General features: G+C 32.9%; 30 protein-coding genes. 12 read left to right on the top strand and 18 right to left on the bottom strand.

Going from position 1 to position 23,441, the window contains the following annotated elements; genetic code table 11:
- Positions 1-96: 96 nt before the first annotated feature.
- Positions 97-771: an HAD family hydrolase gene (locus tag MMB68_RS24810; protein WP_224980730.1), complete on the bottom strand. Its 675-nt coding sequence runs from the start codon at positions 769-771 to the stop codon at positions 97-99.
- A 176-nt stretch (positions 772-947) separates the two neighbouring features.
- Between MMB68_RS24810 and MMB68_RS24805 the strand changes: the two genes are divergently transcribed.
- A complete protein-coding gene (locus MMB68_RS24805) occupies positions 948-1,229 on the top strand; it encodes a YesK family protein (protein WP_346780486.1) in 282 nt (93 codons plus the stop codon).
- A 125-nt stretch (positions 1,230-1,354) separates the two neighbouring features.
- On the opposite strand, the gene MMB68_RS24800 is transcribed toward MMB68_RS24805, so the two are convergent.
- The 6 genes from MMB68_RS24800 to MMB68_RS24775 all read right to left on the bottom strand — a co-directional run bounded on the left by MMB68_RS24800 (position 1,355) and on the right by MMB68_RS24775 (position 4,401).
- Positions 1,355-1,822 carry a CDI toxin immunity protein gene (locus tag MMB68_RS24800; protein WP_277549500.1) on the bottom strand — a complete coding sequence of 156 codons (468 nt, stop codon included), beginning with the start codon at positions 1,820-1,822 and terminating at the stop codon, positions 1,355-1,357.
- Positions 1,823-1,953: 131 nt separating this feature from the next.
- Positions 1,954-2,553, bottom strand: coding sequence for a hypothetical protein (locus MMB68_RS24795; RefSeq protein ID WP_277549499.1), 600 nt, complete (start codon positions 2,551-2,553; stop codon positions 1,954-1,956).
- A complete protein-coding gene (locus tag MMB68_RS24790) occupies positions 2,550-2,960 on the bottom strand; it encodes a hypothetical protein (protein WP_277549498.1) in 411 nt (136 codons plus the stop codon). The genes MMB68_RS24795 and MMB68_RS24790 overlap by 4 nt, the downstream gene beginning before the upstream one ends.
- 93 nt (positions 2,961-3,053) lie before the next feature.
- Positions 3,054-3,455 (bottom strand): DUF4304 domain-containing protein, encoded by a 402-nt coding sequence (locus MMB68_RS24785; RefSeq protein ID WP_277549497.1) that lies wholly within the window; start codon positions 3,453-3,455, stop codon positions 3,054-3,056.
- A 100-nt stretch (positions 3,456-3,555) separates the two neighbouring features.
- Positions 3,556-3,882, bottom strand: coding sequence for a DUF6678 family protein (locus tag MMB68_RS24780; protein ID WP_247807471.1), 327 nt, complete (start codon positions 3,880-3,882; stop codon positions 3,556-3,558).
- Positions 3,883-3,918: 36 nt separating this feature from the next.
- Entirely contained in the window at positions 3,919-4,401 is a 483-nt protein-coding gene (locus MMB68_RS24775) for a hypothetical protein (protein WP_277549495.1), read from the bottom strand.
- 181 nt (positions 4,402-4,582) lie between these two features.
- Here MMB68_RS24775 and MMB68_RS24770 point away from each other — a divergent pair, with 181 nt between their 5' ends.
- Positions 4,583-5,164: a DUF2087 domain-containing protein gene (locus MMB68_RS24770; protein ID WP_098113790.1), complete on the top strand. Its 582-nt coding sequence runs from the start codon at positions 4,583-4,585 to the stop codon at positions 5,162-5,164.
- A 92-nt stretch (positions 5,165-5,256) separates the two neighbouring features.
- A complete protein-coding gene (locus MMB68_RS24765) occupies positions 5,257-6,483 on the top strand; it encodes an MFS transporter (RefSeq protein ID WP_277549494.1) in 1,227 nt (408 codons plus the stop codon).
- 88 nt (positions 6,484-6,571) lie between these two features.
- Here MMB68_RS24765 and MMB68_RS24760 read toward each other — a convergent pair whose 3' ends face one another.
- The 3 genes from MMB68_RS24760 to MMB68_RS24750 form a co-directional block, all read right to left on the bottom strand.
- Positions 6,572-6,835, bottom strand: a complete 264-nt coding sequence (locus tag MMB68_RS24760) for a hypothetical protein (protein ID WP_221817701.1) — start codon at positions 6,833-6,835, stop codon at positions 6,572-6,574.
- A 426-nt stretch (positions 6,836-7,261) separates the two neighbouring features.
- The gene (locus MMB68_RS24755; protein WP_277549493.1) at positions 7,262-8,581 is read right to left on the bottom strand and encodes a hemolysin family protein; all 1,320 of its coding nucleotides are present in this window, start codon (positions 8,579-8,581) and stop codon (positions 7,262-7,264) included.
- A gap of 78 nt (positions 8,582-8,659) precedes the next feature.
- Positions 8,660-8,890 carry a hypothetical protein gene (locus MMB68_RS24750; protein ID WP_277549492.1) on the bottom strand — a complete coding sequence of 77 codons (231 nt, stop codon included), beginning with the start codon at positions 8,888-8,890 and terminating at the stop codon, positions 8,660-8,662.
- Positions 8,891-9,800: 910 nt separating this feature from the next.
- On the opposite strand from MMB68_RS24750, the gene MMB68_RS24745 reads away from it, so the two are divergent.
- Together MMB68_RS24745 and MMB68_RS24740 are read left to right on the top strand one after the other, a co-directional pair.
- Positions 9,801-10,577 carry an HNH endonuclease family protein gene (locus MMB68_RS24745; protein WP_277549491.1) on the top strand — a complete coding sequence of 259 codons (777 nt, stop codon included), beginning with the start codon at positions 9,801-9,803 and terminating at the stop codon, positions 10,575-10,577.
- 236 nt (positions 10,578-10,813) lie between these two features.
- Positions 10,814-11,485: a hypothetical protein gene (locus tag MMB68_RS24740; RefSeq protein WP_277549490.1), complete on the top strand. Its 672-nt coding sequence runs from the start codon at positions 10,814-10,816 to the stop codon at positions 11,483-11,485.
- On the opposite strand, the gene MMB68_RS24735 is transcribed toward MMB68_RS24740, so the two are convergent.
- On the bottom strand, positions 11,450-13,483 hold the full coding sequence (locus MMB68_RS24735) for a serine/threonine protein kinase (RefSeq protein WP_277549489.1): 2,034 nt from the start codon (positions 13,481-13,483) through the stop codon (positions 11,450-11,452). The genes MMB68_RS24740 and MMB68_RS24735 overlap by 36 nt on opposite strands.
- A gap of 234 nt (positions 13,484-13,717) precedes the next feature.
- Between MMB68_RS24735 and MMB68_RS24730 the strand changes: the two genes are divergently transcribed.
- The 4 genes from MMB68_RS24730 to MMB68_RS24715 all read left to right on the top strand — a co-directional run bounded on the left by MMB68_RS24730 (position 13,718) and on the right by MMB68_RS24715 (position 16,251).
- Positions 13,718-14,983: a Y-family DNA polymerase gene (locus MMB68_RS24730; protein ID WP_277549488.1), complete on the top strand. Its 1,266-nt coding sequence runs from the start codon at positions 13,718-13,720 to the stop codon at positions 14,981-14,983.
- A 380-nt stretch (positions 14,984-15,363) separates the two neighbouring features.
- On the top strand, positions 15,364-15,513 hold the full coding sequence (locus MMB68_RS24725) for a hypothetical protein (RefSeq protein ID WP_251441034.1): 150 nt from the start codon (positions 15,364-15,366) through the stop codon (positions 15,511-15,513).
- Between the two features lie 73 nt (positions 15,514-15,586).
- Positions 15,587-15,763 (top strand): DUF8096 family protein, encoded by a 177-nt coding sequence (locus MMB68_RS24720; RefSeq protein WP_473829045.1) that lies wholly within the window; start codon positions 15,587-15,589, stop codon positions 15,761-15,763.
- A 161-nt stretch (positions 15,764-15,924) separates the two neighbouring features.
- Positions 15,925-16,251, top strand: coding sequence for a hypothetical protein (locus MMB68_RS24715; protein WP_277549487.1), 327 nt, complete (start codon positions 15,925-15,927; stop codon positions 16,249-16,251).
- Positions 16,252-16,609: 358 nt separating this feature from the next.
- Here MMB68_RS24715 and ytvA read toward each other — a convergent pair whose 3' ends face one another.
- Both ytvA and MMB68_RS24705 read right to left on the bottom strand, forming a co-directional pair.
- Positions 16,610-17,395: a YtvA family blue-light photoreceptor gene (gene ytvA, locus MMB68_RS24710; RefSeq protein WP_154990812.1), complete on the bottom strand. Its 786-nt coding sequence runs from the start codon at positions 17,393-17,395 to the stop codon at positions 16,610-16,612.
- A gap of 313 nt (positions 17,396-17,708) precedes the next feature.
- Entirely contained in the window at positions 17,709-18,026 is a 318-nt protein-coding gene (locus MMB68_RS24705) for a DUF3243 domain-containing protein (RefSeq protein WP_098113217.1), read from the bottom strand.
- Between the two features lie 465 nt (positions 18,027-18,491).
- On the opposite strand from MMB68_RS24705, the gene MMB68_RS24700 reads away from it, so the two are divergent.
- Complete coding sequence (locus tag MMB68_RS24700; RefSeq protein WP_013058452.1) at positions 18,492-18,701, top strand: alpha/beta-type small acid-soluble spore protein; 210 nt, start codon at positions 18,492-18,494, stop codon at positions 18,699-18,701.
- A 256-nt stretch (positions 18,702-18,957) separates the two neighbouring features.
- Here MMB68_RS24700 and MMB68_RS24695 read toward each other — a convergent pair whose 3' ends face one another.
- Positions 18,958-19,083, bottom strand: coding sequence for a hypothetical protein (locus MMB68_RS24695; RefSeq protein ID WP_255906693.1), 126 nt, complete (start codon positions 19,081-19,083; stop codon positions 18,958-18,960).
- Positions 19,084-19,113: 30 nt separating this feature from the next.
- Positions 19,114-19,389: a GlsB/YeaQ/YmgE family stress response membrane protein gene (locus MMB68_RS24690; RefSeq protein WP_048018805.1), complete on the bottom strand. Its 276-nt coding sequence runs from the start codon at positions 19,387-19,389 to the stop codon at positions 19,114-19,116.
- A gap of 700 nt (positions 19,390-20,089) precedes the next feature.
- On the opposite strand from MMB68_RS24690, the gene MMB68_RS24685 reads away from it, so the two are divergent.
- Both MMB68_RS24685 and MMB68_RS24680 read left to right on the top strand, forming a co-directional pair.
- The gene (locus tag MMB68_RS24685; protein ID WP_048018803.1) at positions 20,090-20,302 is read left to right on the top strand and encodes a hypothetical protein; all 213 of its coding nucleotides are present in this window, start codon (positions 20,090-20,092) and stop codon (positions 20,300-20,302) included.
- Between the two features lie 104 nt (positions 20,303-20,406).
- A complete protein-coding gene (locus MMB68_RS24680) occupies positions 20,407-20,691 on the top strand; it encodes an AbrB/MazE/SpoVT family DNA-binding domain-containing protein (RefSeq protein ID WP_154974848.1) in 285 nt (94 codons plus the stop codon).
- A 23-nt stretch (positions 20,692-20,714) separates the two neighbouring features.
- Here the strand turns inward: MMB68_RS24680 and MMB68_RS24675 are convergent, their stop codons facing one another.
- From MMB68_RS24675 to MMB68_RS24665, 3 genes are all read right to left on the bottom strand, one after another.
- On the bottom strand, positions 20,715-21,359 hold the full coding sequence (locus MMB68_RS24675; protein WP_154974850.1) for a hypothetical protein: 645 nt from the start codon (positions 21,357-21,359) through the stop codon (positions 20,715-20,717).
- Positions 21,360-21,843: 484 nt separating this feature from the next.
- Positions 21,844-22,746 (bottom strand): Rpn family recombination-promoting nuclease/putative transposase, encoded by a 903-nt coding sequence (locus MMB68_RS24670; RefSeq protein WP_047751996.1) that lies wholly within the window; start codon positions 22,744-22,746, stop codon positions 21,844-21,846.
- Positions 22,747-23,065: 319 nt separating this feature from the next.
- Positions 23,066-23,440 carry a hypothetical protein gene (locus MMB68_RS24665; RefSeq protein ID WP_277549485.1) on the bottom strand — a complete coding sequence of 125 codons (375 nt, stop codon included), beginning with the start codon at positions 23,438-23,440 and terminating at the stop codon, positions 23,066-23,068.
- Position 23,441 lies beyond the last annotated feature (1 nt).

Below are 23,441 nucleotides of genomic sequence, written 5' to 3'. Positions count from 1 at the left end.
TACTAATTAAAACTTGTATCGTCTTAATTATCCTAACAAAAAGAGAAACACCTTTGTTTAAAAGCTGATTTAATGGTTTCTCTTAATAAAGGCCTATTAAATTGACAAGCTATTATTTATTTTAGTTACAATATTTCTTAATTCTATTAGATCGTTTATTACCACATCAGCCTGAGCAAGTTCCTCTGCCTGAGCAAAATCAAAATTGCACCCCACTGCTAGTAAATTATTATCCTTTGCAGCATTGATATCTGATAGGCGATCCCCCACCACTGCTGCTGCGCTTTTGATATCGTATTTCTTTATAATCGTTTTGACTAAATCGCCCTTATCGAGGGTTTGGATTTGCTGAATACTAAATGTCTCTGTGACCCAATTATTTAAATCGTAATAGTCTACAATTGCTTTTAAATAATCTTTTAAACCATTACTTGCTATGTAAATGGAACAATTATTCTCTTTTAAAAAGCTAAAGATTTCTTTTACGTTAGGATATAAAGCACCTTTGCCATTTCGTATATTCTCAACTAACCTGTTTAAGAAATAAGCGTCCGTATACTTTCTGATTTCATCTGAATGATTAGGTAACAAAGCTTCCCATACTTTTGGTAACGGTACACCCATAATTTCACGGTACTTATCAATAGGCGTACTTGCATCCCATTGGTTAAGCGTACGTAAATGGTTAAATGTATCATCGAGTGATATTTCTAAGATCTTATCTGTTTGAAATAGAGTTCCATCCATATCAAAAATTAGTGATTGCAACATTATTTATCTCCTTTTTCTAACAGTATAAAGTAAGCATTTATATATATTACCACAAAAAGGAAATGTAGTGTGTGCTATTCTACTCAATTACAATAAAAAACCATATTGGACATATTCTGAACACATTTTAGAATATTATGGTAATATTTATAATGCATACGAAGGAGGATTAAAAGATGGCTATAATGTATATGATTGTAATATTCACGGTTACATGCTTACTTCTACTTTCCAGTAGAATGAGTAAAAAGGTATCTTCTTTAAAATATTTTATACCTCTAATTATAGGAGTAATTAGCCTAGGAATTGTAATAATAAGTAGCTTTTATGGAGGGTTAACTGGGTTTGGAATCGGAGTAATCAATTTTGCTATCCTTATAGGATCTATACTGTCCATAGTTATTATATTGGTTAGTGAAATTATAAAAAGCAAAATCCTCAAAAAAACGTATCAATAAAATGATAAAGGCTTTTATGTAGTTTTCTACTGTTTAAACAACGTGGCCCCCAGTCTAATGACTGGGGGCCACGTTATCAACAGAAACTTTACAGTGGTATGTGTCTTTAGTTAACATAAAACCCCTTATCGGAAATTATTTAAGAAACCTATTCTCATTTCTCCGTCATGATAAATTTCTATTACGTATTTATTTTCTACATAAAGAAAAGTGTCACTACCTACAGCCACAACATCGTCATATACGCTTAAGATGTTCTCAAAGTTCGTCTTTAGTACAGGAAAATTGTTTGTACTCCAATATATCTCAAGATCATCGTCATTTATTAAGCTTTTTACATCTTCTAAATAAGTGATTACGCAGTATTTATCAAATTTATCCCATTCTATCCTTCCGTAAAATGTGAATGGGACCTCTTTTTGAAACGAGCAATATCTTTCTTCACTTTTTTCAGGAGAATAAATAATAACGCCTTTACCTAAGGCATTTACACATTCTGAAAAAAGAGACCCTTTATCCTCTTTTTTCTCTAATTCTTTTCTCTTTGCCAATAGAAACTCTAATCTTTTTTGTCGGTCTTGTTTTTTCATCATACAATACCTTTCTTCATGTTTTTTGTCTTATTTGGCGGCCAAGAAATAGCTAGTATGAGACTCTAGTTACTATAACAGGTATTTCTAGGTAGCAAAAGACGTTAGAACATTAATCTAACGTCTTTTAGTAGTTAATTTATTTTAAAGAAGTCTTCAATCATTTGATCAGTCTCATCAGGGCTTCGTAGTTCAACTATATTATCATTTTCATCATACGTATAATGATGCTTAAATTGGAAGGGCATAGCTTCATATTGTTTTTCTACTTGCTCTAATACTTGATGAAAGCAGTTATAATTATATTCCTTAATTAGATAAGGTAATCCACTTGGTGAACGCAAATATTCATATTCTTTATAATTGTAAGGAGTGTGTTCAGGCCTCTTTATCAAGATTTTTATGAAATGATTCATAATTTTAGTTATTTCATGTTCTTCAACGTATTTCACTAAACCACGTACAGCTATTAATTTCATTTCTAAATCTCGCTCTTTCTTATAGACCTTTTGAAAAAATTCACTAAGCTGAGAGTTATAGATATCTCGTAAAACCAAGAGTAATTTATGACGTAGAGAAATGTCCTTTACGTTGAAATATAAATACTTCAAAGTTTCAAGATCATCGAGTTCTATCAATTTTGGCTCTAAATTAAAAATTGATTCTCTAAAGTCCATATTACCTTCATAAAAAGAACCAGTTTCGTAAGCATTAGATAAAGCTTTATTTATCAATCCCACCAAACTCCAAACACTTTATGATTAGGGTACAACTCTGGAGCAATAGGGGGATTACCAAACATATAACCTTCCTCGATCTCGTCAGGTTCTAAGATTTTAACCCATTCCTCTATTTCCTCGGGATTAGCGCTTGATAGGATATATATTCTTTCCGAAAATGGCCAACATTCCTCGTCTTCAACTTCCATAATTTCAACAAGTACGTCTTGTACACTTGGCTTACTTTTAATCTCAAACAAAACAGAATAAAAGGTATCAATTCCTGGATGGTCCATAAGGTTACAGCCAATAGAGCCTTCATCTTCATTACCTTCGAAAAACTCTTCTAGAGACACTAAAGGTGCAGTTTGTGCATCAGGATAACCCTGTTCATATATCTTCTTTATCAAATTATCTTTCATGCAATATCCCCGCCTTTTGAGCACTTATAACTATGAATATCATATACAACTTAAGTGTACACAACAACTCTTATCGTTACTTAATTATGTGTATTAAACCCACCAATTAGCAGAGGAATTCCACCATTCTTCTCCTTCTTTCAATGATTCTCTTACGTCCAATGAAATCACTTCTGTGTTATCTTTATTAAATTCAAACATTTCACCTATTTCTTTTCCTAACCTTTGTCTATGGTCGGTATCAATATTATAGACCTTTACCTTGTTAGGTGTATAAAACGTTTCAGATACATCTATATGACCTTCTGGAGAACATTTAGAAATCTCTACGTAGAGGACTCCCCCCCAAGCACTAAATTGAAACATTAACAAATCAACACGATTCTCCAGTTTTCGATAAAAATGAGGAAAGGAACCTTTAAAACCATGATCCCTCAAAGTAGGAATAACATTTTTTCTTAAAGAATTAATCATATTATCTCTTTCAACAGACACTTTAGCACTCCTTACTCTTTTCTTTGTAATAGCCCTAATACAGCCTATATACTATAGTCTTCTAGTCACCATAAAACGTATTATAAGAACCATTAGCTATTTATAAATAATCTACAGAGTTGCTGTTTTGAACGTAACCATAAACTTTTATAACATCACCTTTTGTTTCTCCTGGTACGTTAATTGTTCTGAGTGTATTTATTACTTGATTTTTCTTTTCCAAATTTTCCACCTTTATTTCTAACCATTCAATGTTTTTGTAATTACCTTTGAAATGATAAAACCAGTCTCCATCCCAATCACTTATATACTTAGTTTTGACATCTTTTGTTCTCCAAATTGTATGTATAGAACAATCGTTCATTGCATTTCTAATTTCTGCCCATTTCGTGTTATTCATTACTGATTGATATTCATAAAACCTCATGAAAAAAGACCCCCTTATTTACAATAATTAGCGAAATCAAAAGTTTTCCTTCCAAAATAGAATATGATCTAGTCCATACTCATCTTCATAAATAAAGATTCCGAAATTCTTTTTATGTCCTAGTAAGGTAAAGAGAAAGAGTGAAGACTCATCTTCAAGGTTTAAAAAATTAGCTATTAGATTCAGGTTATTCCAAAAGTCTTCAAATCTTAATTTCAATCGGTAAGAAGGAAGTATTTCCTTCTGATCTAGCAATATATATTCATTTCTATATGCGCCGAATTCTTCTTGTAAAAAGGACATTTCCTCCATAATTCTATTTAGATTATGGACGAATCGAATCTGGGGCTCTTGATCATTAGAATAAACATTTTGAAACCTTAATTCAATTTCCTTGGATGTAAGGAATTCAAAATCAGTTATAGAAGCACAAATGCATTTAAATTTTTCTTCCAATTGTTTTTTTAGATTTTTTCTTTTAAGTTCCTCTATTCTTTGTTTACGTGTTTCCTTATTCATTCTCATCAACTCTATATATAAGATTTTTGTTTAAAATCAATTATAACCTTATCCATACAAATCTAGTTACCATAATCCAGATTATAGGAAATTATCAATCTGGTACTTTTTGACATAGACCTCCAATTCGATTATTATCTAATTAGATAATAATCGAATTGGAGGAGGAAGGTATTAAATTATGCAACTAGATAAATTAGTCAATTACCATAAGGCAGTTGGAGACCCCACAAGAATTAGAATTATTTCCTTATTAAAAAAAGGCCCTCTTCATGGGCAAGCAATCGCTTATAAACTTGGGTTACAACCGCCAACCATTACTCACCATATCTCAAAATTGAGAGATGTAGGGTTAGTTTATCAAAGAAGACAAGGGAACATTATTTATTTTTATCTCGATAGTGAAAGGCTAGAATATAATTCAAAAGCTATCTTAAATATTGGGGAGGAGTCTATGGAGAACCAAGATAGTAAAATCAATAATCAAGATAAGTTATCTATTGTTAAAAATTTTATAAATAGCGACGGGACATTGAAACAAATTCCGAGTCAAAGAAAGAAAAAGAACGTTATATTAGCGTATTTAATACGTGATTTACATCAAGGAAAAACGTATAAAGAAAGGGATCTTAATGAATATATAAAAAACTATCATGAAGATTATGCGACTATTCGTAGAGAATTAATTATGCAACACTTCATGTATAGGCAAAATGGAGAATATGAATTAAATCCAAAAGAGATGTGGCCTGTTACCTTTTAAAATGAACGTTTCTTCGTTCATTTTTCAATCAATCTAATTCGATATCTATCTAATTAGATTACTGTTATTTTTAATAAGAATGAGGTGTAAATGTGATTCCAATAACTAAAGAGGCTAAAGTACAAACAGGTATTTGGAAAGGAAAGTTTATTTATCTATGGGTAGCAAGTATATTTTCAAGCCTTTCTATTTCAATGTATTTAACTATTGAGCAGTGGTATGTAGTCAATTACCTAAACTTGAAGAGCTCTTTAGGAATTATTTTAATGGCGACTACGATTCCTAGAGTATTATTAATGGTCATAGGAGGCGTTGTATCAGATAAATACAGACGATCTAAAGTTATATTCTTTTCATTACTAACTAGGTGTTTTATGCTACTTCTGATGGCTTTATTCTATACAAATAATTTATTATCTCTTTCCGTTTTATTTATATTTGCATTATTATTCGGGGCATCTGATGCCTTTTTTTGGTCAGCTAGAGATTCAATTGTTCCAGGGATTGTTCATAAAGAGCAACTAGTCAGAGCGAATTCAGTAATACAAACAACCAATCAGCTTTCTGTCATGTTTGGCCCTGTCTTAGGTGCTACTCTCCTTTCGTTTTTCTCATATTCAACCATCTTTCTGGTAATTGCCTTTACACTTTTGATAAGCATAATCTTGTTACAATTCATCAAAGAAAAGAAGACATTAAGGCCCAAGAAAACATCTATCTTAAGGGATTTAGCTGAAGGAATTAATTATGTTAAAGATTCCTCGTTTCTTCTGACCGTCATGGTGACATTTATTATTGTCAACTTATTCTTTATTGGACCTCTCATGTTAAGCATCCCTATCCTTGCAGAGGATCGTTTTAAAGGAAATGCTTTTTACTTAAGTATTTTACAAAGTTCGTTTGCTAGTGGCATGTTGTTAGGAGCTATAATCATGGGCTGGTTGAACATAAAAAGGAATAGAGGAAAACTTGCAATTTCTTTCATATTCTTGGAAGGGTTATTACTTATGATATTTAGCCGAGAAATTGATCTCTGGCTTGCTGCTGCTATTTTGTTGGCTATTGGATGTTGTGTATCGAGTATTAATATTCCCATAGTTAGTTTAATACAGGAGAAAACACCCTCAACCATAGTAGGTCGAGTTATGAGTGTAAATACAATGGTTTCCATGGGACTTATTCCAGTTTCTTATGGATTAGTTTCCACTCTTGTTAGCATTAATGTCGATATTAAATTTATCCTCTTATGTGCTGGTATCGTGATTGTATTATTTAGTGTACTACTTCTTTTAAAGGCTTCAGATCTTAAAAATACATGAGGCATCTACAATAAAACCAGGCCTTATTTAGTCACCATAATACAGATTACAGGAACCAAAAAGAGCACTTAATGTGCTCTTTTCCTCGTTACCTTATAGTACTTCTTAGAATCTTGTTAAATATTTTGTTTAAAATAAAGAAAACAAAATAAAAGAAAGCAATATTAAATACGATGCCTATTATATCAGGAGTTAATCTTGGACCTTTATAATATATTAAACAATCAGCAGGAAAGCCAAAATAATAATAATGTCCTTCAATCCTAATACCAACCTTTGGAATAAAAGCAAAAATTATAGTTGCGATAATACTAAGACTCCAAAATGATTTTAAACCACTTTTCTTCTTCATGAAATGCCCCTTACATAACTTTATATACCTTAATTACTTTAATTTAACAGAAGTTATCTAAGCAAACTACCCTCTTTATAGAAATTAAATGTGAATATCATATACAGAGCTAGTTTACATAAACACTCTTAACGGAACCTAGCAAAAAAACGAGTTCTTGGTACACAAGGGCTCGTTCGCTTTTCATATTTATGGATTATGCAGCTTTTTATACATCCTTGATATGACGGCATTTACTCGATACCTAAGTGGGAGGAGGATGTATAAAAAGTGCACACTTTATTCATATTTAAAAAAGAAAAATATATAACTTATGGTAAATATATGATATTATTCACTTGCGGTGCTATGCATTCTTCAATGAGTATGAATGACAAAAAGCAACCTCTTTCCAATGCCATGGGATATGAGGTTGCTTTTTATTTACTATTTAGCTAAGCTCAAAGAATGCTGTTTATTTGCTACCTCGATGGTTTGAATATTTCGCCCATCAACTTCTCTCACAATAAACTCAAAATCATTATACACAAGGACTTCATTTAACTTAACGTCTATTTTCTGAGATAAGATCCATCCACCTATCGTATCGACTTCATTAGTTTCAATGTTCGTTCCCATTAGTGTATTTACGTCTCTTACTAATACTTTCCCATTAAAAACATAGTGATATTCACCAATTTTTTGCCTATCGAGCACTTCATCAGAATCAAATTCGTCATGGATTTCTCCTACGATTTCTTCTAAAATATCTTCAACGGTTACTAAACCAGCTGTCCCTCCATATTCATCAAGTAAGATTGCTATGTGGATACGTTCCTTTTGCATCTTTCTTAATAGCTTATTGATAGAGTACGATTCAATGACTTGAATCACGGGTTTAATGTAACAGCTAATGAGTTGGTTTCGTAAGGTGTCATCAAATGCAACATCGCTTAAGATTTCTTTTATATTTACCATCCCTATGATTTGATCTTTATCTCCATCGGTTGTTACTGGGTAACGAGTATACTGCTCCAATGTAGCCATTTCTAAAAATGCACCAATTGTGTCATGTTCAGAGATTGTTATCATCTCAGTTCGTGGAATCATGATTTCTTTCGCCAGGCGTTCATCAAATTCAAAAATATTGTTTACGTACTTTAGCTCACTCTGATTAATAGCACCACTCTTATAGCTCTCAGCTAACAGGAGACGAAGTTCCTCTTCTGAATGGGCCAATTCGTGCTCTGAAGCAGGTTTTAATCCAAACATTCCAACCAGTATTCGTGCAGAACCATTTAAAATCCAGATAAACGGATACATGATTTTATAAAACCAGATGATGGGCGCTGAAAATAACAACGTGACAGCTTCTGCTTTCTGTATTGAAAATGTCTTAGGTGCTAATTCACCTACCACAACATGAAGATAAGTCATCACAATAAAGGCGATACCAAACGATAAAAGGTGTGTAATGGACTCATTTAAATCAAACTTCATAAAAATGGGACTTAGCAACCTTTCTACCGTAGGTTCACCAAGAACACCTAGCCCCATCGCTGTTACTGTAATACCTAGTTGACAAGCAGATAAATATTCGTCTAAGTGCGTAATGACCTTTTTCGCAGACACAGCACCCTTTTTACCTTCAGCTACAAGTTGATCAATCTTAGAGCTTCGTACTTTTACAATCGCAAATTCTGTGGCTACAAAGAAACCAGTCAATCCAATTAATACTGCTACCAATAACAAGTTAATTATGTCCAATTAGTTATCTTACCTAAGTAAGATTTACACCTCCAATAGATTTAATGACAAATACATTATGTAGAAACATCTAGCTATCTATGCTTCTTTTAAAATGACTCGTTGTAAAGGAACACCACCCATGCTTATCGTCTTTTCAGATAACGTATATTTCTGATGATCAACTAATAAGGTATGAGTATCAATAACTTCACAGATCGTTCCTTTGTTTTGAAAATGTTTTACGACAGCTTTTTTTAAATCAGTTAGGTTGTAGTATCTCTCTTCAAAATCAATGACAATTTTCTTTTTTCCAAATAAACCAAACATCCAAATCCCCTCCTATATGCTTATACGATTCACATATATAAAAGTTCCATATATTTTCATATATTCCAATTATATAACATCAAACTTAACATAAGGGATATTCTGGATGACTTTTATGATTTATTGTTAATTTCGGTATATTATTATCCGAATTAATTTACCATGTTTTTCGTATTAAAAAAATAAAAGTTCGTAAACGTATACATTTACGGACACATGAGAAATTATTAAAATCTATAACTTTATATATCCGTAAAAGTTAAAAAACACTTTTTGAACGTTCATTATTTTATAATCACTTTTACGAACGATTTCTAGCTAAAAACGAATATGAACATTTTACAATTTATAATTTATATAAGTTGCATTGATTATCAGGTTAAGACGTTGATTATTCATAACTCCAATCCCCCATCAAGTAATTATTAAAAGTTATTTGTTAAGGCATTAATCACCAATGTCTCTAAATCATGTTCATTCATACGTTCATTGATTATCTTATAGAGTTCTTCACGTCTATGTGTCAGCGATTTTTCTTAAGAAACAAAACATTTATTGAATTTTGAAAGGTCCATTTTTTACTTGATTTCACTTTCCTTTCTAAACTTCATCAGCCTAATATGCTCAATGTTCAAGGAAAATATTTCTTTTGCATAAGTTTATTGGTATAATAGATGTATTGCTGTATATGCAGAGAGGGTGCCGATGATATGCGGTAATCCTACCTTCTCTAGAGGGTGAAACAAATGATAGACTTGTCTATCCATATCCAATTACAAGATGGGCCTTTATGGGACTTAATAGTTGCCTTAGCCCCTGCTGTGTATTCAGCACTTGTAACTAGAAGAGGTGCCAAATAGGCGCCTTTTTTAATTTTTCAAAGGAATATGAATATTAGGGGTGTTATAGTTTGGAAGTTTATGTTCAGGGAGATAGTATAATTTTTAAATCTGATAAAGTTAATTCACTGGGATTTACTGATTATAATGAATCTTTATGGGAAAATATTAAGAAAATGAACTGGAATATTAGATTTAATGGTAAACACAAAAAACCATATATCTATTCCTCTAACAAAGGGAATAAAATAGACTTACATCGATTTGTTATGGAACATTGGTATGGAAAAAGTGCGATGAACGTAGCCAATGAGAACAATTACGTTGTGGATCATCTAAGTAACGAAAGTTTAGATTGTAGAATTTCCAATTTGTGCTTTATTCCTAAAACTCTCAACACAGTAAAAGGAATAGATTTTGATATTAGAAGAAAAGCAGTAGAGAGAATATTTGCATTAAATATATTTAAAGATTTTACAACTCAATTATTTCAAATAACTATTGTGTTTAATGAACCAGCGTCTTTCATAGATACAGACAAAAATAAAAGGGTACCTATAGCAAAATTTTTTTTACTTTATGAGAATAAATTTCGTAGGGTATTTAATGATGCGCAGACCATTATTAATGAACTCCTAGATGAGGGACATTTCAACATTAAAAAATTAAATCAAAAAGATTATTATGTTGAAACGGTAAATTATATTATACCGCCCGAGCAAAAAGATAGTCCCCTCGTATTCATAGATGGAAAAGCATATGTAAACATGGGATTAGACGACATAAAATTTATATCTGTGCCACCTTATAAGAGGTTATTTGAAAAGTATACTGTACCTTCCCCCTAAAGCTTATAGACTAACTTATAAAAATAAGAAAGCAGTCTAACATATTGCTAGGCTACTTTCTTTAGCAAAATTCAATACCTAAGATTTCAATTTATCGGCCTTTATCCTTAAACGCATGGGATGGTAATATAAAATCTAATAATCTATAGATATCCTTAATATCTTAATAATAGTTTGAGAAATTAGTCTGAAATAAATTACAATTATTAAGCGAAAATTTATCAAGGAGACAAGATATGTACGAAACAGAAAATGAAATGATGATAAGGTTAAGCGACTATTTTGGAAAGAGACTTATATTTAAAGAAATCGGCAGTGGTTATGGAATAGCAGACCTCATTATTATTAAAAATAAAGCTGCTTTTAACCAATTTGTGGAGGGAAGAAAAGGTGTTTTTTTATCAAATAGTGATCAAATTAAGATATTTAAGTTTTTGAGAAAGAAGAAAAGAGGAGTATCATTCGATGAGCTTGTTCAAAATCATTATATTTCTGAAACAAGGTTGAAATATCAGGTTCTTAATTATTTAATATCTACAGGTGCAATTATTAAAAAGAATAATTTATATTTTCGTAACGAACAGTTTAGTCTTTTCTCTCCTAGAACTGTAGCAATAGAGGGAAAACTAAATAATTGGAAGGCTGGATTAACACAGGCTATAAGATACCAAAGGTTTGCTGAACAAGTTTACGTTGCCTTAGACGAAGATTTTGTTCATCGTGCTGATTTAGAAGAATTTAAAAAATTCAACATAGGGTTAATATCTGTAGGACCAAAGGTAAAAGAAATTCTCGCTGCAAAAATTTCTCCTCCTTTAGATCCTATAATGAAATATGGTATAGCTGAACAGTTAGTAGAAAAAAATCTAAAATTAAATGCCCGAAGATTGAGGGAAATCCATTTTTGATATTTCTAGTATCACCTCGCGCCATACTTGTAAATGTTTATGACTTAAATTTTTAATCTTTTTTTCTTTCAGTATCTCTTTAATGTAATCTTGAGCCTCTTCTGTGGAAGTAACAAATTTTCTTATACGTTCTTGATTAGATAGTACAGAATATGACTCAATTTGATTTCTTTTCACAAGATAATGATGTTGGATACAATTATTAAATGTAGTAATCTTATCTGAATTCAAGGAGCCTTCGCAATGTCTACAGTTACATATGAGCTTTTTTCCTATTTTTGTAGACAGAACGTCTTCTAAAATATTTTTATTATATAGCCCCATTAAGTTTTCAATGTAATAACGTCGGGAAGAAGCTCCTCCCTTTTCTTGTCTATTTAGAAAGTCTTCCTTAAAACTGTCTCCTTGACCTAAGCTTGTAGCTATAGTATTTGCTCCTATTCCAAGTAACCCTAAAGAAAAGTCATTAGTCCGTGAAACAATGATTTCCTTATTGCTATAAGATAATAATTTAACCAAATAAGCATAAGCATAATAGTGATTGCTGTTCAAAGAAGCAAAATCTCCAGCTACTTGCAGGTAGTAGCCATGTGGATGAGCTGCCGAAATAAAATTGACAAAATCATCAATTGAATCTGTATCCTCAAACTTATCGATATTTAGTGAAATTCCATAATATAAGGGTTTATTGCTGTTGATGGAACTTAAATAAGCTCTGCACTCCTTATAGATGTTGTAATCCACTCTGATCCAATCATCGTTATCTGAATTGTAGAAATGGAAAGGTGCTAAAAGAACATCTGGGCTATAACTTAGCTGAAAATCTAAAACTGCCCTCGATCTTCTCTCAATCTCTGAAGCAAACCTAAAATCTTTTGGTGTTTCTTTTTTTAAAGTATTTATAACGTAAGGTAATTTCTTATACGTTTCCTTGCTTGTAAATGCTGAATAACCCAGCGTTTGTGTATAAGGATCAATTAACAACCGCGTATCTTCTCCGCGAAGTGATTGATAATTTTTATCTGAGAATATTAACTGTGGAGCATTGAAAACTACTCCATCTAAATCGCTTTCTTTGGAAATTTGATTAATTAACTTTGAGTCGTTATTTTGAGATACAATGATGAGTTCAAGTGAATTAGGTTTATAATTGAAATTAAAAGTTTTCTCTTGTTTTCTTTTTATACAATTGTTAAGTGTTGATCTTATATTATCTAGAGTTAAATTTCTTTTATACGGTTCTTTTAAAAGTAATGTTTCAATCATTATAGAAATTTCAAGAGGAATATTCTGCACTTTATTAATGACCGGTTCTGGTTTTTCATTAATAATTTTAAACATAGCTTCTAGCTGATTAGACATTTCTAGGGGCTTTTCATTAGTAAGTAATTCATAAAAGATGGCTCCTAATGAATAGTAATCTGCCCGATAATCAATGTCTTTTGCAGAACTTAGTTGTTCAGGAGCCATATAAGCGAGTGTTCCCATACCTTGTCCGGTAATCGTAAGTGAACTAGCGTCAATTAGCTTCGAGATTCCGAAATCTAGTACTTTAACTTGAAAAGTTTTTTCGTCTACTAATATAATATTTTCCGGTTTTAAGTCTCGATGAATAATCCCAGCTTCATGAATCTCATTTACAGCATTAAAAATGTTTAATATTAAGGTTGATGCGCCATTGACAGATAATGCCCCTGTGTCTCGTACGAATTTTTCCATACTTATACCTTCGACATATTCCATCACAATATAACGATAACTTTCTAAACCATCTTTATAGATACCATCATCAATGTAATCTACAGTTCCTTCTCCCTTAATATTCTTCAATATTCTAATTTCTCTTTCTATTCTTTTCACTCCGTCGCTTTGCATAGCCATCATATTTTCACGAATGAGCTTTAGCGCATAAGGCTTATTATCTTTTTCAACTAAATAAGTTGTTCCAAAACTACCTGACCCCAGTACTTTTATTACCTTGTAATTATCAATAACCATAAAATCCCTCCTCTAAATACATACTACCACTTCTTTCTACAAAAAGGATTGTATGTAGTTCTTTATATTTATTAATTTGATGGATGAATCTACTTATGAACTTATCCTTTAGAATGGTGAAACTGCTATTTAATAGCAATAATCGGGAAAACTTTAGAGTTTTTATTGATTAAAGAACATTTGTTCGTATATAATATAGAGAACAAATGTTCTTTAATTTAAGGAGTTCTTTTAATGGATGATAGGCAGCTACCAAACAGAGTGATTATTTGTATAGACATGAAATCGTTTTTTGCCTCGGTTTCCTCTGTCATACGGGGGTTAAATCCGTTGAAAACAAGACTTGCGGTGGTGGGGAATATCAAAAGGTCAGGATCGGTTGTGCTAGCTGCCACACCTTTATTAAAGAAAGAAGGGATCAAAACAGGAAGTCGTCTTTTCGACATTCCTAAAAGGAAAGATATCCATGTGGTGAATCCATCTATGGAGAGATATATTAAGGCTTCGAACTATATTTCAAGTTTGGTGTTACAGTATGTGGCTCCTGAAGACTTTCATGCGTATAGCATTGATGAGTTATTTATTGATGCGACAGCTTCGTTGCATTTATTCGCTCAAACACCAGAAGAACTGGCCCATAGAATCATCAACGAGATTTATCGCAAGACACGGCTGACAGCTACCGCAGGTATCGGTCCGAATCTCTTACTGGCGAAGGTGAGCTTAGATCATGAAGCCAAGAACAGCCCAACAGGAGTTGCCTATTGGCGATATGAGGATATTCCCTTTAAGTTGTGGTCCATTCATTCGATGAAGGATTTCTGGGGGATCTCGTCTGCTACGGAAAGACGCTTAAATCGTTTGGGTATTCACTCTATCAAAGAACTCGCTTTTTCTTCAAAAGAGATGTTACGAAAGGAATTTGGCATACTAGGAGAAGAGTTGCACCAAAATGCGAATGGCATTGATTACAGTCGCATTTCTGATGTATATATTCCTAGCTCTCGTTCCTTTGGAAAGAGTCAAATTTTATTCCGTGACTATACAAACCGAAAAGAAGTGGAGTTATTGCTGTTGGAGCTATTGGATGATGTATGTTTCCGTTTACGCATGCATCAAGTGGTGGCTCAAACGATTCATTTATCCATTAGCTACAGCAAACAAACAGGTGGAGGCTTCTCCAGACAAAAGAAAATGGGGAGAGCTTCGAACTTAAGCCAGGATATCTTTCCATATTGTTTAACCATTTTACATACATATGATAGTGGCATGCCGATTCGCTCCATTGGCATTTCATTATCCAACACAAGCATTCAAGAAGAGGAGCAAATGAGCTTATTTGAGGACATTGATCAACGTGAAAGAGCCTATGCTCTTGCCAAAACGATTGATGACATTCGGCTGCGTTATGGCAAGAATAGTGTACTACGTGCGTCTAGTCACCTTCCTTATTCAACAGCTCGTTATCGAAACGGCCTTATAGGTGGCCATAAATCCTAAGGAGGAAAAAGATATGGAATCTAGATGAATGAAAAAATGGCGTCCATTCGCCACTATGCCCGAGCAATACATAGGATTAAAGGAAGTTATAAATAAGCAACTAAAGGTAGATCAACCTGTTTTAACAGAAGAATTTCACTTTAATTGAAGCCTTACATACAAATAAACAAGTGTACCTTACGTATTACAAGCATGGGCAGTGTATAACGGAAACAGGAGTTATTCAGTTTGTTGATTCTCTTGGGAATTTATTTACTTTCATTGATGACGTATTTGAGTTAAAGAATAAAATGAGGTTAAGCGAGCTAATTGATGTTCGCTTGGCTTAATTCCTGAAGAAATCGTATGCAGGAATCACTTATTTGGGTGGAGGTACATTCATGTACAATTTTAGAATCTACACGTTACGTGACGGTTCAAAGAGAGTCATTACAGTAAAAGAAGGAGAATCATTTAAAGAGGAACTCCAAAGAGCAGGTATTCAAGAAACTCAAATTTTTCAGATGCAACTAGTGGAAAAACCAGAGTAATCTTAACATATACCTTTTATATAGACCTAATTGTGTTAGTCTAATAAAAGCCAAATAGAAAAGAGTGATCAATCTGGAAGAAATAAAAGAGCAAGAAATCGATTTTGATAAAGTGTATGACTATGTGGAATTTCCTGATAAGGTCAGTGGCAGGTGCGACAACTGCAACTCAGCTTACTTCAAAAGTTCAGTGAAAAGTGGGGTTTTCTTGCGCGAATGTCGGGATTGTGGCATGAAGAAAAGTATCTAATCATAAAGGGCTATAAGGAGTATGAATATGGAACACATAGTTGATATATTAGAAACTAAAAAAATTCTCTAAGCGACGAAAATCAAGAACTGTTAAAGAAATTGATACGAAAAATAAAATCATTTTCTACTACCCCACTCAATCGCAAACATTGTTTACGTATGGGGCCATTTGCTGACTCTAAAGAGATAACAGAAGTTGTGATTAATATTGTACAACCGTACGAGCTGAAGTTGCTTGGCGACAGCTGCTTGGGTGGCTACGATAGCATAGGATATCACTATTGCATCGCATTACTTGCTTGCAGAGTTGCATTAAACGAGGTAGATGAATTAGAAGTTGTAACAGTGCTTGAATATGAAGTAGAGAAAAAATTGAAAGAAAATGAACTGGTAGCCTCTAGAGGTGGAGAAAACTTTTATGTAATGCTTCGTATTTTTAATTATTTTAAAAAAGATACAGATAAGTTAAATCATTTGATAATATGACTGCAAGATCACAAGGATTGAGATGCAAAAGCATGTCATTTGCTTTAGTCTACAAAGTATTAGTGATAGAAAATATGAAGGTCCCTTTTTCTGATGCTACCTCTACGGTATTTAGAAAGGTGAAGAGGTAGGTAACTAAGTACAAAGAAGAAGAACAGAAACTCAATAGATAAAGCAAATAACTCCTAAACTAGTAAGTTTAGGAGTTATCTATCCATGTCATAGACAAAAGGTTGTTGAAACCCTTTTTTTAAATATGATTATATTCCCATAACAATGACGAATTTTTTGTTTTGTAAAAAATTTGCAAACTGCGATAAACTCAATGCAACATGCTCTCTAATTTTGAACATCACTTCTATTTTTCTTTCTTTTCAATAAAAACTAATGCATTCTTCACATGAGTAAACGTTGTTAAGTCATCAAAAGTAACATACAAATCACCCATTTTCCTGGCTAACAAAGGCGTAATTCCAGTAATCATCACTTCAGTTCCTGTTAGACTAATTAAACGATTTAAGTTATAAATACACGAAACAGTATAGGTATCAATTTCTAGTAGTCCAGAAAAATCAACAATAAAGTAGTCATCTTTTGATTCTTCAATATACGTCGATACTTTTTCCATCAACATGTCGTAACGTTGTTCATTTAACACGCCAATAATCGGTAAAATTGAAACACCATCCTTCAATGGTACAATAGGGGTAGACATCTGTGTCATTTGTTCATGATAATCGATAATGAGATTTCCTTGTTTTACTTTTTCAGTTATATCCTTCTGGACGCCTACAAAATATAATTTATCTTCCATCCATAAAGGGTCAATATATAATTCATTCCAAAAAGGACGTCCGTCTTTCTTATAATTTAAAATTTGAACAGTGATAGACGAACGTGCAGCAATTGCTTGTTTCATTTCCTTAACTGTGGTGAGGTTCGTTTGTTTACCTTGTAGAAAACGACAGTTTGTCCCCAGGATTTCTTCTATGTCGTATCCCGTTAAGTCTAAAAATCCTTTATTTGCATAGATAATGGGGTTATCAGGCAAAGATGGATCCGTTATAATCAGACCAGCACGTGTATAATCAAGAGCTTTCTGAATAAATTGTAGTTCATTTATAGGATCTTTATATAGGACCATTATATGCTCCCCCTTATTTTCTTTATTCTTGATATAAAGTATATCAGTGAATGAATAATATACTATTATAAGTGTGCAGATACATATGTAATTCTATAACTCTTGGTTTACCGATACGAACGTGTAATATAATCATGTCCTGTCGGGAGGACATATACAGCCTACCTTCTATTAAACGTCATTTACTTTCAAACACATTTTTAGATTTTTATTGTGTAAGCAACGGATAATACATAAATAAAAAAGGAAGAATGAATTATTCATTCTTCCTTTAATAAATCATTTATTGTTAATTTTCATTACGTAATTTGAATTATTCTTTAACCAATTTAACAAGCATATGAGCTAGATGATGTTTCTCCTCTTCATTCCCAACTTTCCATAACTGATGTAACAAGTATTGCTCTTCATTTTGTGGCTCTTCATGTTTCGCAAGATAATCAGCTATTTTTTTAGCGCCTAAAGTTAACTGGTCATCATTTAAGCCTAATTTCTCACCTTTTGTGACCTTATCTCCTAAGTATGTTTTAAATTCATTAAAACTAGAAAGAATGTTTTCCTTCTTCTCTTGGCTCATCTCATTTAATTTATTATCTACTTTATTTTCAACAGTCCCAGTATTAGTATTCATTTTTATTCTCCTCCTATTTAGATAGTGTTGTTCTTATAGGATAAATCCCCTAATGGCAAGTATGTAAACATTTAATGCCAGTTGAATGTGCTCTAGCGAAATTTATTGCTTTTAATCCCGCCATACTTATTAGTCTGGTGTGCAATTTCAGTAAAAATAGACTGAATAAAAGGTGTCTTCATATGTCGTAAAAAGACATGCGACAGATCTGAAAGAAAAGGAAAAGCTTCGTCATCAATAAATAGAAAAAAGAGCCGTACCTAAAAGGTACAGCTCTTTTTTCAAACATGGCAAATATTGATTTTCATGACAAGGAAATGAAACATCTAATTCCACTTTTTACAGTGTCATTTGTTACTAAAAAATAGTACAGGAAGCATGTAAGAAAATAATACATCCATTATTTACTATGTATGTACTTCTTCTAAGATAGGAACTTTAAAAGAAACAAGGAGGTGACACAACATGGCAAACAACAAAAGCAGCAACAACAACGAATTATTAGTATACGGTGCTGAACAAGCAATCGATCAAATGAAATATGAAATCGCGAGCGAATTTGGTGTAAACCTTGGTGCTGACACAACTGCACGTGCAAACGGATCAGTAGGTGGCGAAATCACTAAGCGTCTTGTACAATTAGCTGAGCAACAACTTGGCGGCGGACGTTTCTAATACAACTTTATAAAGTAATGGCTGAAGGAAGAGTGGGTTCCATTCTTCCTTTTTACTTGTGAAGAAATGATTTGAGGTATCCTAAATAGTTTACTAATTTGTTTGAGTAGAACATTTTTCGAAGTTAATAGAAGCCCTCTACAAACTAAAATAAGCGACCTTGTATACGTAAAGAACGTTACTAAGGTCGCTTATACTCCATTCCTATTTATTATTTTGGGTTTCTTTTCTTTGTAATAACATACCTGGCTTCTCATTAAGCTCCCGATGGAATTTCACCCTCATGGTTGATTTTATCGAATAAATAAGTAAGGTAAGAATCCAATTCAAATTGATTATCTTCAACAAAACCTGCTAACACAGACTTACTTTCTTCTCTCATCTTTATTCCCTCCACTTTATATATGTTACATTATTTTGCATGACGACCATGATTTTTGTTCTGACCCATTTTTCGCAAAATGAAGCTTACAATAAGTACTAAAACGACAGATCCGATAATCGCTGGGATGATGGCAAAACCACCGATAACAGGTCCCCAACTTCCTAAAATAAGACCGCCTAACCATGAACCGATAAAACCAGCGATAATATTACCAATAATCCCTCCAGGAATGTCTCGCCCTGTAATTAAACCAGCAAGCCATCCAATAATTCCACCTACAATTAGTGTCCATATAATGCTCATACATTATTCTCTCCTCTCCGAATAGTTATTTAACTTTACCCCCAACTGATGATTGTCAATCTTATTATTTTTTTCTTGAAATGGAATTCGGTTGATAGCTATGCTAGTACTTTTATTTGATTTTGACACACTTGAAGATCTCGATTATTCCATAAGAGGAATAATCGTTTTGGACAACTACTAGCATATAAAACCCATTGCTTCTTATATAATGGTCTACCCCTTGACCTACTACAGTAAGGGTTCTTTCTTATTTTTTGAATGGACAGACAAGCTTACGGGAGTAGCTCCATAGTCTCTAAAGAATTATGACTTCATTACCTCATCAGTACTTAGTTCAGTATCGCTAACGCGTTGGTATAAGTTGTATAAGCTTAGTGAAGCCCTTGATGGAATTTTTGATGGAGTTGAGCTGAAGAAGCGAAGGGGGCGATTGGAAGCGTTGAGCCGAAATAACAGAGACATAAAAGACGAAAAAACAAAAAGAATGAAGGAGTCTTTTTTAGTTTTTGATTATAACAGCTTGATTTATCTATTAAAAGAAATAAATGGAGAAAAAGCCGTATTCTCATGCATAAATGGCATCAGAATGCGGCTTTTTTCTATAGATATAGAGATATATCTATACATTTTCTTTTACAATTCACCCTTTAAACCCTTATTATGGTAATAAACTCAAGGTAAGGTGGGAGATGAATTTATGAGAGCAAAGATTGAGAAAGCAAACCATGTGGTAATGTTTGAAACGGCTGGTGAATTTTATGCTCATGAAGTGACTCAAGGTATTAATGTAGGTTTCTTTGCCTGTCCCTCTTGTGGAGTAAAAGTGTATCCCAAACAGGATCATTTCTTTTCCCATGACCATGATCGTACATGTATTTATGTAAAAGAGCAATTTAAAAAGAGATTCTAAACTTATACCTTGAATTCTGTTTTATAAAATTATTATAGGTTAATTTATACATTTATAGTATGATATGAAAGTTGTACTTATGAACATATAAAAGGAGAGTCAGCATGAAGGGACTAAGTACGTTGAGAAAGACAGATGCAGTGGGGCGTATAGTAATTCCCATTGAAATAAGAAAAGAACTGAATATAGGTAAAGACGATTCTGTAGAAATTTTATTGGAAGATGATCATATAGAAATAAAAAAATATAAAGAATATGATAAGTGTGTGGTTACAGGTGAGGTAACACCTGAGAACCGTAGGTATGTAAATAAAATGGTTCTAAGTCCGTTAGGCGCAAAAATTTTATTTAACGAAATAAAAGAAAAGCAAAAAACCTTTGAATCGTAAATTCAAAGGTTTTTTAAGTCGACCTATTTTTTATGCTGTATACTTTCTAACCAATTTTGTACAGAAGACCCTAAGCTAGTTGCTCCTACTTTTAATTCATCCATAATATAAGAAATTAAATTGTGTAAACTGTACTCTTCTTTATAAGGGTTATTTTTATTGATGAATTTTAATACCTCTTTTAACTCCTTTACTCTTCCCTGATCCAATTCTTCTTCTAAATGCCGAGTCATGTATTCATCAACAAAATCAGAATTCCTGATGCTTGCTTCAATTAAGAAAGATGCTGCTAATGCTGGAGAGCAATCTAAAGCATAAGCTAAGCGTTTTAGAATATCATACGTTTCTCCATGTCCATCTTTTAAGCGCGTAGAGACACGCTCCTTCTCAATATTCTTGTATAGATGTCTAATTGGCTCTTTGGACATATCTCCCATATATACAGTGCTGCCAAAGCTAAATCCTCTTCTAAAATAATTTGATAGGTAGTCCATTACTTTTGAAGAAGCAAGGCCTGATATACAAATTGATTCAATTACATTTTTTACAGGTGTATTTGTAATATAAGACAATCGATAAACACATTCTTTAAGATCAATCGGAAGTGATGGTTTTACATCTCGTTTTTTGTCACTTCGAATTTTTCTTTTCTTCTCTTCTACTCTCACATAATCACTCCTAAAATCTAAAATTATCTCTAGGACAATGACTTTTTGTACATACCTAAAACATGTATATGGCAGGGGAGGGAGGCGCATGTATATTTTTTTGGGATAGTGGAAAAAACTTATAATAGTAGAACATGAGAGGAGTCTTTTGTATGAAAATGACGAAAGAAGAAGCACAAGAAATCGCAAAAAAAATAAAAGAAAACTCCAACAAGTACGGATTACCTGTGAAAAAAAAGAAAAATGCTAGTGCAACTTAAAAGGGGATATATAAGAAAAGGTCTTCAATTTAATAAAAAATAGAACACTTATATTTTCCTACTATAGTACGCAATAACATTTAGTACGCTGCATAATAAAGATAAATAGATATAAGCTAACTCAATTACAATAAACTTCACATTAGATATGCTGATAATGAGGAAGTTAAAAAAGGGACTGCCTAACAACTTAATTTGTTAGGCAGTCCCTTTTTTAATTATGATTACTGGTGACGTAATTTATCAATTTCTTCTGGTGTAAGGTTTGTAAATTCAGCGATTGTTTGGGTATCTAAACCCTTTTGAATCATACTTAGGGCCACCTTTATGATCCCTTTCTTTTCGCCTATTTCTTCACCTATTTGTTTTCCTTTTTCTTCTCCAAGTTTCTCAGCTCGTTTTAAAGCTGACTTTTCATCTAATAATGCTTTTCTTCGTGCTTCATATGCTAGTAGCACTTCTGGATCTTGGCTAACACGTTCCCACTCGTCCATTGCTTTCTTTAATACTTGATCTTCTTGCATCGCAATCTCCTCCAATACCTGAGTGATTTCTTCATCTTCGGATGCTTCAAGTAATAATAACCATCTCACAAGTTGATCTTCCCGTGGATCTACCTCTCTGTTACGCCATTTTATTAATAACTTAGGTAGCTCCATAAAATGAATTTCCAGCATATCCGTTAAGAGTAATTTCTGCTCTCGCTCATATAACTGAAAAGTGGAGTGATAATCATGAATATGAGATAAATAACGGAAGTTCACAATGTTAATGGTAATCGTTTTACAAAGCTCTCCGTAGTCCATGCCTTCTTTCATTTGACTACTGTACATTTTAGACCAGTAATAGAGTGTTCGTTTTTCCATGTCATGTTTGTTATTAAGCTGAATTTCAATATTAACTCGGCTTCCATCCTCTAACTGTGCATGCACATCTAAAATAGAGCGTTTATCTTCTTGGTTTTCTTTATTAAAATGCGGATCTAATAACTGCACCGTCTGAATTTTTTTATCATCTGGAAAACGGAGTGCTGCGTTCAAAAAAGCAGCTAAAATAGATTCATTTCCATGTGTGCCAAATAGTGATTTAAATGCAAAATCGACACGCAAATCTAATCGTTTTGTCATAATACCCTCCATCATTTCCATGTTTGTTATTAGTATACCATGACTATACCGATTCCTTCTATCTAACACTTTAGGAGTAATTTTATTATCAATACAGTATCTGTTACACCTAATTATTAATGTTCTTCAGGCAAAGAAGTAAGGAGGGGATTTAGAATAAATAGAAGTACTCGTGCTGATTGCTATTGCTCATAAATAAAATCCCCCTTATCAGTATTCTTTTAGTCCGATCAGGTTCTTTATATATATGGAAATACATTAAAAATCAATAAACTATATAAAGCAAAAAAGCCACTAGGATACCTAGTGGCTTAGTGTTTTAAAAATCGCTATACTCTTCCAAATCATCGTCATCTAAAGAACCAGATACTTGCTCTAAATCTGCAATCTTACCTTCTTTTAAGGTTTGACTTTCTGAAGGCTTGTCTTCTAACTCCTCTTGCTTGACTATAAAGCCATTAGCCTTAGCTAATTGTTTTAATTCCTTCAGTTCTGAATTGATATGTTCAAGAAGTTCTTCTGTTCTGTGACCTGAATCTACTTGGTCGGTAGATGAATGATGAAGGTCCCGAACAATTAAAGATGAAATATAGTCCCCTAATCTTCGAGACTTCGCATATTTTGCAAGTACGTCATAGACTTCATCACTCAATCGGTTGGTCTTAATCGTAAAGGCGTTTTGACGCTCTGACATG

The organism is Priestia sp. Y58 (genome assembly GCF_029522095.1).
Classification (GTDB): Bacteria; Bacillota; Bacilli; order Bacillales; family Bacillaceae_H; genus Priestia; species Priestia megaterium_E.
This window is presented reverse-complemented; position numbering and strand designations above follow the sequence as displayed.

Excerpts from the sequence above, each read along its gene's own strand:
- MMB68_RS24810 (WP_224980730.1), bottom strand. The coding sequence starts at position 771 with ATGTTGCAATCACTAATTTTTGATATGGATGGAACTCTATTTCAAACA.
- MMB68_RS24805 (WP_346780486.1), top strand. The coding sequence starts at position 948 with ATGGCTATAATGTATATGATTGTAATATTCACGGTTACATGCTTACTT.
- MMB68_RS24800 (WP_277549500.1), bottom strand. The coding sequence starts at position 1,822 with ATGATGAAAAAACAAGACCGACAAAAAAGATTAGAGTTTCTATTGGCA.
- MMB68_RS24790 (WP_277549498.1), bottom strand. The coding sequence starts at position 2,960 with ATGAAAGATAATTTGATAAAGAAGATATATGAACAGGGTTATCCTGAT.
- MMB68_RS24780 (WP_247807471.1), bottom strand. The coding sequence starts at position 3,882 with ATGAGGTTTTATGAATATCAATCAGTAATGAATAACACGAAATGGGCA.
- MMB68_RS24775 (WP_277549495.1), bottom strand. The coding sequence starts at position 4,401 with ATGAATAAGGAAACACGTAAACAAAGAATAGAGGAACTTAAAAGAAAA.
- MMB68_RS24770 (WP_098113790.1), top strand. The coding sequence starts at position 4,583 with ATGCAACTAGATAAATTAGTCAATTACCATAAGGCAGTTGGAGACCCC.
- MMB68_RS24760 (WP_221817701.1), bottom strand. The coding sequence starts at position 6,835 with ATGAAGAAGAAAAGTGGTTTAAAATCATTTTGGAGTCTTAGTATTATC.
- MMB68_RS24750 (WP_277549492.1), bottom strand. The coding sequence starts at position 8,890 with ATGTTTGGTTTATTTGGAAAAAAGAAAATTGTCATTGATTTTGAAGAG.
- MMB68_RS24740 (WP_277549490.1), top strand. The coding sequence starts at position 10,814 with ATGTACGAAACAGAAAATGAAATGATGATAAGGTTAAGCGACTATTTT.
- MMB68_RS24735 (WP_277549489.1), bottom strand. The coding sequence starts at position 13,483 with ATGGTTATTGATAATTACAAGGTAATAAAAGTACTGGGGTCAGGTAGT.
- MMB68_RS24730 (WP_277549488.1), top strand. The coding sequence starts at position 13,718 with ATGGATGATAGGCAGCTACCAAACAGAGTGATTATTTGTATAGACATG.
- MMB68_RS24725 (WP_251441034.1), top strand. The coding sequence starts at position 15,364 with ATGTACAATTTTAGAATCTACACGTTACGTGACGGTTCAAAGAGAGTC.
- MMB68_RS24715 (WP_277549487.1), top strand. The coding sequence starts at position 15,925 with ATGGGGCCATTTGCTGACTCTAAAGAGATAACAGAAGTTGTGATTAAT.
- ytvA (WP_154990812.1), bottom strand. The coding sequence starts at position 17,395 with ATGGTCCTATATAAAGATCCTATAAATGAACTACAATTTATTCAGAAA.
- MMB68_RS24705 (WP_098113217.1), bottom strand. The coding sequence starts at position 18,026 with ATGAATACTAATACTGGGACTGTTGAAAATAAAGTAGATAATAAATTA.
- MMB68_RS24700 (WP_013058452.1), top strand. The coding sequence starts at position 18,492 with ATGGCAAACAACAAAAGCAGCAACAACAACGAATTATTAGTATACGGT.
- MMB68_RS24695 (WP_255906693.1), bottom strand. The coding sequence starts at position 19,083 with ATGAGAGAAGAAAGTAAGTCTGTGTTAGCAGGTTTTGTTGAAGATAAT.
- MMB68_RS24690 (WP_048018805.1), bottom strand. The coding sequence starts at position 19,389 with ATGAGCATTATATGGACACTAATTGTAGGTGGAATTATTGGATGGCTT.
- MMB68_RS24685 (WP_048018803.1), top strand. The coding sequence starts at position 20,090 with ATGAGAGCAAAGATTGAGAAAGCAAACCATGTGGTAATGTTTGAAACG.
- MMB68_RS24680 (WP_154974848.1), top strand. The coding sequence starts at position 20,407 with ATGAAGGGACTAAGTACGTTGAGAAAGACAGATGCAGTGGGGCGTATA.
- MMB68_RS24670 (WP_047751996.1), bottom strand. The coding sequence starts at position 22,746 with ATGACAAAACGATTAGATTTGCGTGTCGATTTTGCATTTAAATCACTA.
- MMB68_RS24665 (WP_277549485.1), bottom strand. The coding sequence starts at position 23,440 with ATGTCAGAGCGTCAAAACGCCTTTACGATTAAGACCAACCGATTGAGT.